A 13,766-nucleotide genomic window follows, 5' to 3' on the forward strand; every position below is an offset into this window, starting at 1 on the left:
CAGCCGCCTACAGGTTCAAAACACGTTTAGGAATTAAACGCTTTCGATCACTGATTTCGGCCAAACCAAGACATTTTTCCCCATCAAAAACGAGCACTTGGGCTTCTGCAGCATGCTCAATATTGCTTTCCATGCCTCGACTGAAATATTCCGCCCGACCTTCAGGCACCTGAATCTGTGTCAAATGCTGTACAGGTGCATAGACTGGCAATAATAAGGCCTCACGCTCTTGTTCAGTTAAAGCTTCCAAATATTCAATGGTATAGCTCGGAATCAGGTCAAAATGACCCGTTTTAATCCGATGTAAATAAGTCAAATGCCCGTAAGTACCCAAGGCTTTGGCAATATCTTCGCCTAAAACCCGAATATAAGTGCCTTTAGAACAGGTCACATCTAAAGTAATACTGTTTTCCGTAAAAGACAGTAGCTGAATGGCTTCAATGGTGATTGGTCGTGCTTCACGCTCAATTTCAATGCCTTTACGCGCTAATTCATACAGCGGACGACCTTGCTTTTTCAGTGCCGAATACATCGGTGGAATTTGTTGAATCTCGCCAACAAACTGATCCAAGACCTGCTGAATATTTGCTTCGCTCAGCGCAGGTACTGTCTGCTCTAATAAAACCTCGCCCTCAACATCACCGGTGGTGGTGCTGTGCCCCAATTGCACTGTGGTTTGATAGCGTTTGCTTGAATCTAATAAAAAATGCGAAAACTTGGTTGCTTCACCCAAACAAATCGGCAATAAACCCGAAGCAAGCGGATCTAAAGCCCCAGTATGCCCCGCTTTCTCTGCGCGGAATAACCAACGGACTTTCTGTAATGCTGCATTCGAGCTAATACCCAATGGTTTATTTAATAAAAATACGCCATTTACCGCTCGACGCTGGATTTTTACCGCAGAAGATTTCATAACTCAGGACACGCATTTTCAACTGTGGCAATACTAACAACCGCTTGTCTAGTTTTACAACTTTTCTGTTGTTTATTTAGTTTGGCACTGCAAAATTAATTCAGTTCAGAGTATTGAATCAATTAAAACAATAAAATGGAAATTGGGCATAGGATATGCAGAAAAAGAAATTATGGCTCATACTGGCTATGATCCTCGTGATCTTGCTTGGTTTTCTCATCTGGCTTGCACCGAGTGCCAGCACAGGCAGCAATCCAAGAGAGAATCCCCGCAGCGCAACTGCAATGGAGAATGCCGCCCTCGGCCATCGTACAACTGAACCCCCAAGCTCTCAGCAGCCTTTTGTGAGTACGAGCCAACAAGATACGGAAATTAATTGCCAAATCAGCTTAGACCAAGCGAATCACTTGGTGGTCGATGAACGTACACGGAATTGTTTTGAATACTTCATTACCCAATATGGGGAAAAGCAAATTGAGCAGATCAAACAGGATTTTGCAGCATATATTGCTCAAAGCTATCAAGCACCGGCTACAACGCAAATTTTAGATTTATGGAATCGCTATCTCGATTACCGCGTGCAATTAAGCAACTTAAAAGAACCCAATTTAAATCAGCAAGAACCTGAATATTATCGAAAGGTTTTTGCGCTCACGCAAAACTTACGCCAGCAATTCTTTTCCGATTATGAAATTACAGGGCTGTTCGGTGCGGAAAATGTCTACCATGAATATACTCTAAATCGTATGAGTATTCTAGCCGACGCTACTCTCAATGAAATCCAGAAAGCACAAAAACTAAAACAACTCTTCGCTCAACTGCCTGAAGATTGGAAAGAAAATCTAGAACAACTGTCTAAATTGGAAGATCTGCGCAAACTCACATCTGACCTTAAAGCCCGAGGTGGTTCGCCTGAAGAGCTGCGCCAAATGCGTATGAATTTAGTCGGTGTAGAGGCCACGCAACGACTCGAACAGCTGGATCAGGAACGTGGTCAATGGAAATCACGAGTGAATGACTATTTAGCCCAACGTGATCAGATTTTGCAGAGCCAGATGAGTGAATCAGCACAACAACAAGCCATTCAGCAACTGCGCCAGCAACAATTTAAAAACCCGCAAGAACAGTTACGACTTGGAACCTTTGAAACCACACACGACACAGGAGGAAAGTTACCTTTCGCAGAATAATTCTGCCTCTTAAGACCTTTTTTCAGGATGAAAATATGTATAAAACCAAAAAAATAGCACATAGCCTTTCATTGCTCGGTTTAGCAGCATGTATCGGATTCAGCAGCAGCTCACTCACTGCAGGAGTGCTCAGTGTCAATGCCTCCGCACAAAGCACCTATGCCAAAACTAAATATCCACTGTTATTTACACATGGTATGTTTGGCTTTAGTCGCTTGGGGGTTGCCGAGTTTGGCCTCGATTATTGGTACCAGATTTTGCCCGATCTGGCACGTAATGGCGCAACCACTTTTGCTGCACAAATCTCACCTTTAGAATCTACCGAAGTTCGTGGTGAGCAACTGCTACAACAGGTCGAAGAAGTGATTGCGATTTCAGGCAAATCCAAAGTCAACTTGATCGGACATAGCCATGGCGGACCCACTATTCGTTATGTCGAAGCTGTCAAACCTCAATATGTAGCCTCCTTAACTGGGGTCGGTGCTACCTTTAGAGGTTCCAAAGTGGCGGATGATTTACTTTCGAACCAAGCCGGCTCACAACTGTTGAGCATTGCTACCGACTATATTATTGGCCCCTTGATTACTTTTGCCGAAGGTAATCCATCACTACAAAATGATCTACAGGCTTCGCTAAGTTCGATTAGTGAAAAGGGGTCTCAAATATTTAACCAAAAATACCCCACCACAGCACTGGCTGCAGACTGTAGTAAAAGTGGTGCAACATCCAATAACGGCGTCTATTACTACTCGTGGACGGGAACCTCGCAAGTAACCAATGTGATTGATGTCGCAGACAGTACGATTTCCTTACTTGCACCGCTGTCTTATATCAGTACCGACAATGATGGTCTGGTGGCACGTTGCAGCACGCATTTCGGCAAAGTCATTCGAGATAACTATAACTGGAATCATTTAGATGAAGTCAATCAGGTACTGGGTTTAAGAGGCTTATTTAGTCCAGACCCTGTCGATGTCTATCGTCAGCATGCCAATCGCCTGAAGTTACAAGGGCTGTAAAATTCAATGCAAAAAAAATGCGCCAAAGGGCGCATTTTTTCACTCAAATAAAACTGATTAAACTGCAGTTTTACGAGCTGGTAACTTTTCACGAATACGTGCAGCTTTACCAGACAATTCACGTAGGTAGTAAAGTTTAGCACGACGAACGTCACCACGACGTTTCACTTCGATTTTAGCAACGATTGGAGAGTGAGTTTGGAAAACACGCTCAACACCAACACCGCTAGAAATTTTACGTACTGTGAACGCAGAGTTCAAACCACGGTTTTTCTTCGCGATTACAACACCTTCAAATGCTTGAAGACGCTCACGATCACCTTCTTTTACTTTTACCTGAACGATAACAGTGTCACCTGGTGCAAAAGCTGGGATGTCTTGTTTAAGCTGTGCATTTTCAACAGCTTGTACTAAAGGATGCTTACCGCTCATGGGGTATCTCCAATATGTGTGGGTCAGAAGAGGTCTGAGATCCACTGGGTATAGAGGCTAAAGCGCATAGACCCGATTAACTTTCCCTTTATGCTTGACCGCTTCAACGCATAAAGAGCCTAATAAAGAACACCTAAACAGATGCGTCTAAGTCTTCGCATACGGACAATAACTGGAAGCTATCGACCTTATAAATCTTTGAGCCATTTTTTTTGCTGCTTGGTCAGCTCCACTTTTTCCACCAACTCAGGTCGGCGTTCAAGGGTGCGCTGATAACGCTGCAAAAACCGCCATTTTTCAATATTGGCATGATGTCCTGATTTTAAAATATCTGGCACATCTAAACCTTCAAAATGGTCTGGCTTGGTATATTGTGGGCAATCTAACAGACCATCCACAAAAGAATCTTGCACAGCCGATTGTTCATCAGACATGGTATTCGGCAAACGTCGAATAATACTGTCCAATAACACCATCGCAGGAAGCTCGCCCCCCGATAACACGTAATCTCCAATTGACCATTCCTGATCAACATATTTTTGGATTAAACGCTCATCGACCCCTTCATAACGACCACACAATACAATCAATCCATCATAATCGACAAACTGTTGTACCGCAGTTTCATTCAGGGTTTTCCCCTGTGGTGACATATACACCACAGGAACATGAACTGCTCCCGCTTGCGCTGCAAGCTGTTTAGCATGTTGAATTGCTTTTGCCAAAGGCTCAGCCATCATCACCATGCCAGGACCACCACCAAAGGGACGTTCGTCCACTCTTTTATAGTTGCCCTCAGCAAATTCGCGTGGATTGATGCAATGTACTTGCACAATGTCACGTTTTGCTGCACGTCCGCTAATACCGTAGGCTGTAATCGCTTCAAACATTTCAGGAAAAAGCGTAATGACTGCAAAAAACACCGCAGACTCCTCTATTTTCCTGCTGCTGTGTGAATCCTATACGGATTAATAATCTGCGCCCCAATTGACGTAGATACGACCAGCTTCGAGATCAACGCGTTGTACCACATCTTTATGCCATGGAATCATTCGCTCTTCACTATCGATACTTTCGGCCGTTGCGCGAACCACCATCACATCGTTAGCGCCTGTTTCAAACAATTCGTGGATTTGACCAAGATTCACTTCCTGTTCTTCATCATCCAGACCTAACACGGTTAAGCCTTTTAAATCCGACCAGTAATACTCGTCCACGCCTGCTTGAGGCAGTTGCGATTTTGAAATCCAGATATTAGCGCCAACCAGATTATCTGCTGCAGTGCGATCACTCACTCCTTTCAGCGAAACAACCAAGCCTTTGCCATGTGGTTTCCAACGTTTTACATCGACAATTTGCCAACCTGCTTTGGTCTCAATGTACCAAGGCAGGTAGTCAAATATGTTGCTCATAGGTTCTGTATTGGAATAGACCCAGAGCCACCCATTTAATCCATAAGCTGAACGTAACTGTCCAATCTGAATACGATCTTCGGGAACATTCTGTGTTGGTGTCATGGGCAATCTACTACCGTATTAAACAGCAGCTGCAGCTTTTTTAGCTTGAGCAGCTAAAGAAGCAACACGATCAGAAGGTTGAGCACCTTGAGAAACCCAATGAGCAAAACGATCAGCATCTAAACGAAGTTTTTCTGCTTTACCTTGAGCTGTAGGGTTGAAGAAACCGATACGTTCGATGAAACGACCGTCACGTGCATTACGACTATCAGTCACAATGATTTGATAGAACGGACGTTTTTTAGCACCACCGCGTGCAAGACGAATAACTACCATGATACAACCTTATAGTTTTTACGGATTTTCCCTGTACCGACCATCGATACATTTCAAACCCCTTTGATAGAGGGCGACATTCTACGCTAAATTCAGCATGAGGGAAAGATCAAAAAACGATTTATCCACAGTTTTGAATTTAGGTTTTAGCGACCATCCCAATTAGTTGTTGCAGAAGGGACACAAGCTGTACCGCTATTGATATCAGTTCCTTTACTCCAACACCGTTCCCCACGGTAATTGACCACCAAATGCCCATCACCTTGTTGCGCTGATCCTGTAATCGGAGTTGCGGTTAAAGTCCAAGCAGAAGATGTTAATGCCGCTGGCGTACCATCTACAGGCGTTAAACTCACAGTATATAAAGCTGTACCTTGTGTCGGATATGCAGCTGCAATACCCACATCACTTGCTGTTGCTCCCGTCACCTTAAAATTCGCAATTTTGTAACGTTGAATTTGACTTGTAATTTCAGTCAAACTCGCTTTCATATCTTCACGTTTTGTGCGACGTACAGACTCTTGATAAGAGGGATAGGCTATCGCGGCTAAAATAGCAATCACCGCAACAACAATCATTAACTCAATAAGAGTAAAGCCTCTTTGCTGTTTTACCATGGCTCACTCCCCGTACCACAACCCGTATAACTAATATTAGCTGCTGTTAAATTTCTGCAACGTATCCCGGAACTGGTAAGCAAATAATTATAATTTTTCGCATCAGTGGTCGTCGCTTTAAGAACCCAGGTATGCCCTGAAGCACCTGTCGCATTCAACAACTTAGTTGTGTCCGTACCATCTTTTAAGTCAAAACTATATGTTCTAGGAGTGCTGAGAGTCTGAGCCGATAAATCAAAGCCCTTATAACTAAAATTACGCGCCTTATGACGCTCTAACAAAGTTGCAATACGCTTAACTTCTTGTTGTGCTTTAGATGTTTCTGCACGCCGAATATAAGCTTGGTAAGATGGAATAGCAATTGCAGCAAAAATAGCCACAATTACTACCACAACCATCAGCTCAATTAAGGTGAAGCCATTTTTTTTCATAGATCACCTCTTATTTTTCATACCAACGCTGAGCAATCAACTTAATCTTAGTTTTATATTGATCATCTAAATTATTACCAATAATCGCACCACCAACCAAACGTGTAGTACCATCACCGCCACTGGCAATTGCATGGTTTTGAATTCCTGGTCCATGCTCATCACTGTAATTCTGGTCCGTACGATCAGGATAATCAGCGGCCGAACATTGACCAAATGGCATACAGAATAACTGTACTTTACTCACCCCCTGTACACCACCACCACAGGCTCCAGTTAGACCTAAACGGCTTGAATCATAACTACTTACATATAAGTCATAATCAATAACAGTTGGCGCATAAAATATTTTTTCATTTTGAATTTTAGTTCCGCCTTGCATCTGATAATACCAACCTGACGAACTGGCATATGGTGCAACTAATGCAGACATAGCTTCTGCAGACTGCTGGAATCGGTTACTTAACGTTAACTCATTAATTGCCAACATACTATTACTGTTACCCACAGAGGTATCTTGGGTATGCAAACTAGTTGTAGTATATAAATCTGAACGGGCTACATCTTTATCATAAATCGTATATAAAGCATCATAACTACGACCAGAATCATAACCTGCTAATGGATGACTTAAATTACCACTACCGATAGAAATTGCAGCAAATAAATTACCACTTTCACTGTCTTTAAAAATTGCAAAAGATGGGGTTGAATAAAAACGAGGGCTTAAATACGCGGAACTCGCATTATGCATATTTAGTATGCGGGTTGAACGTGCGCCAAATGCACCTATTGTGGAAGCCTTATTATTTAAATCAATACGGAAAACCTGTCCACTTAAATCTCCAAAATAAAGGTGATCAACTAAACCATCATTATCCCGATCAGCCGTTTTAATTTCGCTAACCACACTATATTTTAAGTTTGGATCTTTTAATGCGATTACACCACTTGTTGTAGTTGCAGCACTCGTTGCTGAAGCATTATTACTTGCCCACCAAAGTAAATCACCATTCAGGGCATCAAACATATAAACCCCGGCCCCGACTCCATTGGTCTGATTATAGGTATCGCTTTCATAGCCAGCATTGTTCGCTGTTCCAGTAGCACCACCAGCATCATAACCACCACCAACAAACATCACCATTTTACGGCTACCGTTCCAGTTCACCCACGCAATATTAGGTTTCGACCAACTTTGTCCCATGTAGCTTAATGGTGATCCTGAAGATGCCGCATCAGGATTAATGTGAAATTTTAGTGCTGGATTATTCATATTTTTGAGGTCAAGCGCATAATAACTCCGCCCCCCCATACGTAGCCCACCATAAACCAATTGCTTACCTTGTAACTGGCTACTACTTCCTTCAACAGTAATGGTTTTACCTGTACCTACAGTTAAAGTACCATCCGATTTTGGCACATACTCTGTATACGCTGTCCAAGGCGCATCAATACCATAAAACAGGTTTGCCATCCCCCCTGTACTTTGATCTGGTGTTAAAAATGCTTTACTTTGTTTTTCCACCATTTCATGCGGGACAAATGCAAATACTTCTCGACCACCACTATTATTACTCGTCACACCATCGGTCGTAGTTTCAGAATAATCAGGCACTTTAACTACATGCAAAATACCTTGCGTACTACCAAATAAAACGTAATCTTCACGATTGGTGGATTCCATTTTGCCTGTAGAGCTGTTATACGTCATCTTACCCTCATTCGAAAGCAATAAAGGCGATGAATGCATCACCGCACCAACCTGACGTAAACTTAGCAACTGCATAATATCTGATCGTTTAGGATCATTAGCAGAATAACTCATATCAATACGAGACAACGTCGTCTTTTCACTCGCAACGCCCGAACTAGACACATCACGATTAGTCAATAATTTACGATCAACTACTGTGCTACTAGAGATAATTGAGGTTAATGGTAATTGGGACCACATCCCTCCCTTACGCGCATAAAGCTCACTACCACGAATAGTTTCATCACTGACTGCTACAGCTGAGTCAGAACTCACAGGTGGTGCCCAGAAGTCATGCGTTCCACTGACTAAACGCCCTAAGTCATCAATAACAGCATTATTATTTTTTCCGATTAATCTACCCAGATTATTCACATGATATTTTTTAAGATTTCCGACCCATAAAGGACTTCCATCTGTAGGGTTCGTGGTCGGAGTAGGCTTGAATTGAGAATAATAAGCATCATTTTGAACCAAAGCAGGATTTAATGGATCCTGAGGAATTGTAGGCGCGCCCGTGGTGATATATGGAATATCCGCCTTTGCAACTTCTGCAATAAACTTTTTAATCGTCGTTGTTAAAGCATTGGTATCATTAACGGTAAAATATCCACCATCACCTTTAATTCCAGAAATGGATGCATCTCTTTTATTATTTAATACATCGGCGCCATTCCCATTGACATCTGTAGGAATTTGATCAGTAACTAACTTAATTTGCTGCTCTGTCGTCATTTTCGAGTCATAGGCAGGCAAGGGGGGTGTAAATGTAAAACTCGAACCAAAACTAACTACAACAGATTTAACAGGCATCGCAATCTTAGCCTTACCAGCAGCCAACAAATCTGCCGCTCTACCAACACACTTCCAAGCACGGCCATCATCCAAACTACCTGTTGCAGGACAATCTGTTGAAGTAACCTGAAAACCCGATTGCAAAATGCTATTTAAATTTGACCGTGCAACATCCATTTCTTCATGCAGTGGAAGCCCTGCTGTTAAAGAAAATATACCATAACCTGAACATTGGTCAGCTGTAAGGACTCCTCCTGATTCATTCGTTAGCAAGGTCTTGGCTGCGACACTATATCCTTTTGCAACTGGAACTTTTTTTGCTTGATCAATATCAGTCACTGGAGCAGTAATCTGATGTATTTTTTGGTTTAATATATTTCGATTTTCAACGGTCAACGGTAATGGAGATTGAACTGTAGTTGTACCAAATAAAGGATACATTGCAATTCCAATTGAGACTTTATCACCTAACTCAGGATCATTGACAACTTGATACATACTCCGACGAGCCAAAGTAAATCGGTCGTAACATTTATAAGTTGAACCAACAAGATCGCATGATCTTTCAATCGCTGCTTTATTTAAATTATTTGCATTAGATGGTACTGGAGATGGTGTTGTACAATAATATTCGTCATCAGTATAGGTTATACCGTTGTAAGTACGTGAAACTGATTCTGCATTATATTTTTGATCACCATTAGGACATGTAATTCCATTTCCATAATCCTCTGTAATAGAGGTCGAACCACCACTAAAACCTCCTGGTGTCCCTGCCATTAAAGATGAATTGTCTAAATTCAACATAATTCTTGCTTTGCCATCAGCAGCAGAGGGAGCTTTATAAATTTCAATGTCACTAGCATAGTTATTTGCTGTTACACACAGCATTAACGTGCTTAAGATGGAGAGTTTAAACGTCATTATTTTTGCAATATTTTTCATTATTCAATCCCCTAATATCAAGTACGATTAAATGCTTGCGTTAAGTTGTATTCAGTGACTTGCGTATTGACTGGCACGCCTATGCCCTGCAGACATTCGGCAACACTTTTGCCCATCCCTGATGCTGGTGTCACATTACTCGGAATCACTACTTGGTTCATATGTCGAGAAAAACACGCATTAATATCCGCATCTGAAGCAGAACTTAACGCGGGTACAATAGATGTTGCTGTCACTAATATTTTTTCAGATTTATCAATCTTTGCAGAATCCACATCTGTACCGAGCTGCATATGCTGAAATGCTTGATCTAAACCAACGGATTGGCTATCCGTACTCGTATTCACTTTAACTGCAACCTGAGTCATGACTGCTCTACGACCACTGGTAAAAAAGTTCGCTGTACTATCGATTTTACAGTAACCATCTAACCCCAATTCACTGTTTGAAGGCGCTGTTCCAGAAACCCATTGCATGAAACTTGCCTGACTATAGTCATAAAAGCTGCTAGATGCTCCTCGATAGCAAAAGACCAGCTCTTTGCCTTTATTCGCATCAGTTTTAACTTGCCCAAACAATCCATCATAGGCTGTATTTTTGAGCAATAATGCAGGATTCTCTACATTAAAAATGGCTGAATCAGAATTTTGCACCAACAATTGCTGTGCTTGACTATTGGTTGCAATATTTAAAGCGGTCAAACTACTTCTGATAGCCAATGTTCCAATCACGGTAATAATGACCAATAGAATTAGAACAACGATTAAAGTCGCACCTTCTTGTTTTGTTTTCATTATTCTCGCTCCCCAAGTGCATTGCGCAAAGCAATCGTTTGTGAAACCACCTGACGAATATATTTAGGATCAGTCATCGCTTTTAACTTGACAGTTTGATCTAAAACCTGAAAAGTTTGATCAGCTTTGATAAGGGCATCGCCACCCATTGATTGTGTAGATCGAGCAAGAGCACCCAACTGAATCGACAAAATTCTCGGACGCGGTGCAGTTAGTGCCATATACGATGCAATCGGAAGATAACGATGTGTACCATTTGCATATTGCACGCCTAATAACACCCTAAAATGATCAACCCGTTTCATAATAATTTCACCAGAGCCACCATAACCCTGAATAGAACTTGGTGTACTTATCGAGTAATACCCTGCATCACAAGCCAAAGCTAATGGAGAACCTTCATTATTTGCTTTATTACTATCCGCTCTTAAAAAGTAGCGCTGTACCACCATTTGTAAGCCCGCCGATTTACTAAACCGGAGTTCTTGTCCTTCACAGTCAAAGCCACCCACTAGTTCATCATCACTCTCATCAGAAAGCGTATTTTTATTATCCAAAGTATATTGTGGTAAATATTGGATCACCAACTGATCACTGTTTACAGCTGCTCCACTACCATCTACAACATTACTGGTTAAATCACCTTTTGACATCAGGCTAACATCAAGTGCCGCTGCAGACAGATATACATTAGTATTTGTTTCTGTATTAGAAGAACTTAAGACTACACCACCATAAGGTGATTGATCATTAATCGTGGCACTCTTAACATTTAAATTGGTTAAGCGAATATCTTTAGTGATGTAATTCAATCCAAAATTGGCGTTATCCTGAAGCTCAGCCACGCCTTTTTGCATCGCAACACTTTTTTGTCCCGTTAAAAATAATAGAATTGCAGCCGCGACAACAATAAGCCCCAACGCTAAAGAAATCATGAGTTCAATTAATGTGAAACCTAATTGTTTATTCTTCATTTTAATAGGTCTCCATAATTACGCAGGTAGAGCTAGGATTATAAGATGTCCCGTTGGTACAGTCCCCCGTACCCGTACCATCCGTCGCACTAGTATCTCCCCAAGCAACATATAAGCAATTTCGACCATCACTATTGCCAGCACAAGACAACATATTAACCGTCATCCCCAAGTCGGCCGCTTTACCTGTTACTTGAGACACATCAAAGTCAGCCAAATCTGCAGCGCTGCAAGCACTGGTCATACAATTTGTATTATATGCAACTTGATTAGTGGCAGTTTCCGTTTGAGATTTATATGCTGCTAGTCCATCGCGATTTGCCCTAATTCGTTCCGCCATATCTCGCGCAATATTCATAGCTTGAACACGATTAATGGCTTCCGATGTTGCCTCTACTGCTCGATATTGCAATGCGACAAAACCTAAAATACCAATAGCCAACACCAGCAAAGCAACCAAAATCTCGATTAAGCCCACACCATTCTGACTAGACATCTTTGAGTTCATGAGCATATTCCTTCAGCAATTTGCTGGATGGTTCCCATTTTTGAAATACTGACTGTTTTAGATAAAGATCCCGAAGACTGTTCGCAAACCACAAAGGAAGTGTCGGAAGTCGCATCTTTTACTAAGCCTGTCGAGAGAAATGTAATGGTCGTTGGAGAGCCGCTCTTTAACACAGCTTTGCCATTTGGCATCCAATTCAATTGAGTTTCAGTATCAGCAACTTCTGCCGTATTTAATTGCACTGTAATTTGTCTACGCTCAAAGGCTGCTTTTGCTCTTGCTTTAGTCAATACTTCAGCTAATTCTTGAGAACTTTTTTTCAAGTTTTGTTTCAACATTAAATCCTTAAAAGAAGGTGCAGCAAGCATTGCTATAATCACCAACACCGCAATCGTCACTAACAACTCAATTAAGGTGAAGCCTCTACTTCTTCGCATACTTTCCCCCTAGGCAACAAACCTTTACCCTATTCAAAATCATATTTCTTTTTTTTACAAAACGAACACAAACTAGATAAAAGGCATAAAAAAACAGATGATTGTCAAAAAGCCAATCATCTGTCAAATATTTAATAAAAATAAAATGTTAAGCGATTATCACTTTAAGCCTGAGTTACAGGAATACGTAACTCTTTTGGCAAACTAAAGGTAATATTTTCTTCACGACCCGCCAATTCTTCAGGAACTTTCGCCCCCCAGTCTTGCAAGCGTTGAATCACTTGTTTAATCAGAATTTCAGGGGCTGATGCGCCAGCTGTCACCCCAATTTTAGTATTTTCATTAAACCAGTCTTGCTGAAGTTGTTCTGCATTATCGACCAAATAAGCGGCTTTCCCCATGCGTTCAGCCAATTCACGTAACCGATTCGAATTCGATGAGTTTGGCGAACCTACCACCAAGACCACATCACATTGTGCCGCCAAATCACGCACTGCATCTTGACGGTTCTGAGTCGCATAGCAAATATCATCTTTGCGCGGCCCCTGAATATTCGGATATTTCTTACGAAGGGCATCGATTACTTTTGCAGTATCATCAATCGATAACGTGGTCTGCGTGACAAAAGCAACTTTGTCTGGATGACGGACGTTTAATTGTGCGACATCCTCCTCATCTTCCACTAAATAGATTTCACCACCATTGTTTTTGTCATACTGCCCCATCGTGCCTTCTACTTCGGGATGACCCTCATGTCCAATCAGAATCGCTTCGACGCCTTCACGGGCATACTTGGTCACTTCAATATGCACCTTAGTCACCAATGGACAGGTCGCATCAAAGACTTTTAGGCCGCGACGTTCAGCTTCCTGCTGTACAGTTTTAGACACTCCATGTGCACTAAAAATCACAATGTTATCGTCTGGAACTTCATCCAGCTCATCGACAAAAATTGCACCACGTTGACGTAAATCATCCACCACAAATTTGTTATGTACCACTTCATGACGCACATAAATTGGCGGCTGAAAGCATTCAAGTGCACGATTTACAATCGCAATGGCTCGGTCTACCCCTGCACAAAAACCACGCGGATTAGCCAATACAATTTCCATAAAACCCTCATTGTTCACTTAAATGTTCGTCAGATGCTGCTAAATTT

General features: G+C 41.8%; 15 protein-coding genes. 2 read left to right on the forward strand and 13 right to left on the reverse strand.

Features of this window, described 5'->3' with window-relative positions; translation table 11 throughout:
- Positions 1-7: 7 nt before the first annotated feature.
- Positions 8-913, reverse strand: a complete 906-nt coding sequence (truB, locus tag ACX17N_RS06430) for a tRNA pseudouridine(55) synthase TruB (RefSeq protein WP_458891721.1) — start codon at positions 911-913, stop codon at positions 8-10.
- Between the two features lie 155 nt (positions 914-1,068).
- Here truB and ACX17N_RS06435 point away from each other — a divergent pair, with 155 nt between their 5' ends.
- Both ACX17N_RS06435 and ACX17N_RS06440 read left to right on the forward strand, forming a co-directional pair.
- Complete coding sequence (locus ACX17N_RS06435; RefSeq protein ID WP_458891722.1) at positions 1,069-2,103, forward strand: lipase secretion chaperone; 1,035 nt, start codon at positions 1,069-1,071, stop codon at positions 2,101-2,103.
- A gap of 35 nt (positions 2,104-2,138) precedes the next feature.
- Entirely contained in the window at positions 2,139-3,122 is a 984-nt protein-coding gene (locus ACX17N_RS06440) for a lipase family alpha/beta hydrolase (RefSeq protein WP_312326846.1), read from the forward strand.
- Between the two features lie 57 nt (positions 3,123-3,179).
- Here the strand turns inward: ACX17N_RS06440 and rplS are convergent, their stop codons facing one another.
- From rplS to ispH, 12 genes are all read right to left on the reverse strand, one after another.
- Entirely contained in the window at positions 3,180-3,554 is a 375-nt protein-coding gene (rplS, locus tag ACX17N_RS06445; RefSeq protein WP_458891723.1) for a 50S ribosomal protein L19, read from the reverse strand.
- Between the two features lie 188 nt (positions 3,555-3,742).
- Entirely contained in the window at positions 3,743-4,477 is a 735-nt protein-coding gene (gene trmD, locus ACX17N_RS06450; protein ID WP_458891724.1) for a tRNA (guanosine(37)-N1)-methyltransferase TrmD, read from the reverse strand.
- A gap of 45 nt (positions 4,478-4,522) precedes the next feature.
- Positions 4,523-5,071 (reverse strand): ribosome maturation factor RimM, encoded by a 549-nt coding sequence (gene rimM / locus ACX17N_RS06455; RefSeq protein WP_458891725.1) that lies wholly within the window; start codon positions 5,069-5,071, stop codon positions 4,523-4,525.
- A gap of 18 nt (positions 5,072-5,089) precedes the next feature.
- On the reverse strand, positions 5,090-5,347 hold the full coding sequence (gene rpsP, locus ACX17N_RS06460; protein WP_005013161.1) for a 30S ribosomal protein S16: 258 nt from the start codon (positions 5,345-5,347) through the stop codon (positions 5,090-5,092).
- Positions 5,348-5,493: 146 nt separating this feature from the next.
- Complete coding sequence (locus tag ACX17N_RS06465; RefSeq protein ID WP_458891726.1) at positions 5,494-5,964, reverse strand: type IV pilin protein; 471 nt, start codon at positions 5,962-5,964, stop codon at positions 5,494-5,496.
- The gene (locus tag ACX17N_RS06470; RefSeq protein ID WP_458891727.1) at positions 5,958-6,395 is read right to left on the reverse strand and encodes a type IV pilin protein; all 438 of its coding nucleotides are present in this window, start codon (positions 6,393-6,395) and stop codon (positions 5,958-5,960) included. The genes ACX17N_RS06465 and ACX17N_RS06470 overlap by 7 nt, the downstream gene beginning before the upstream one ends.
- A gap of 10 nt (positions 6,396-6,405) precedes the next feature.
- The gene (locus ACX17N_RS06475; protein WP_458891728.1) at positions 6,406-9,891 is read right to left on the reverse strand and encodes a pilus assembly protein; all 3,486 of its coding nucleotides are present in this window, start codon (positions 9,889-9,891) and stop codon (positions 6,406-6,408) included.
- A gap of 17 nt (positions 9,892-9,908) precedes the next feature.
- Positions 9,909-10,685, reverse strand: coding sequence for a PilX N-terminal domain-containing pilus assembly protein (locus tag ACX17N_RS06480; protein WP_458891729.1), 777 nt, complete (start codon positions 10,683-10,685; stop codon positions 9,909-9,911).
- Positions 10,685-11,659: a PilW family protein gene (locus ACX17N_RS06485; RefSeq protein ID WP_458891730.1), complete on the reverse strand. Its 975-nt coding sequence runs from the start codon at positions 11,657-11,659 to the stop codon at positions 10,685-10,687. Before ACX17N_RS06485 ends, ACX17N_RS06480 begins: the two co-directional genes overlap by 1 nt.
- 1 nt (position 11,660) lies before the next feature.
- Positions 11,661-12,167, reverse strand: coding sequence for a type IV pilus modification protein PilV (gene pilV / locus ACX17N_RS06490; protein WP_458891731.1), 507 nt, complete (start codon positions 12,165-12,167; stop codon positions 11,661-11,663).
- A complete protein-coding gene (locus tag ACX17N_RS06495) occupies positions 12,164-12,604 on the reverse strand; it encodes a pilus assembly FimT family protein (RefSeq protein ID WP_458891732.1) in 441 nt (146 codons plus the stop codon). Before ACX17N_RS06495 ends, pilV begins: the two co-directional genes overlap by 4 nt.
- A gap of 164 nt (positions 12,605-12,768) precedes the next feature.
- Positions 12,769-13,719, reverse strand: coding sequence for a 4-hydroxy-3-methylbut-2-enyl diphosphate reductase (gene ispH, locus ACX17N_RS06500; protein ID WP_458891733.1), 951 nt, complete (start codon positions 13,717-13,719; stop codon positions 12,769-12,771).
- Between the last annotated feature and the right edge of the window lie 47 nt (positions 13,720-13,766).

The organism is Acinetobacter sp. GXMZU3951, from assembly GCF_054457875.1.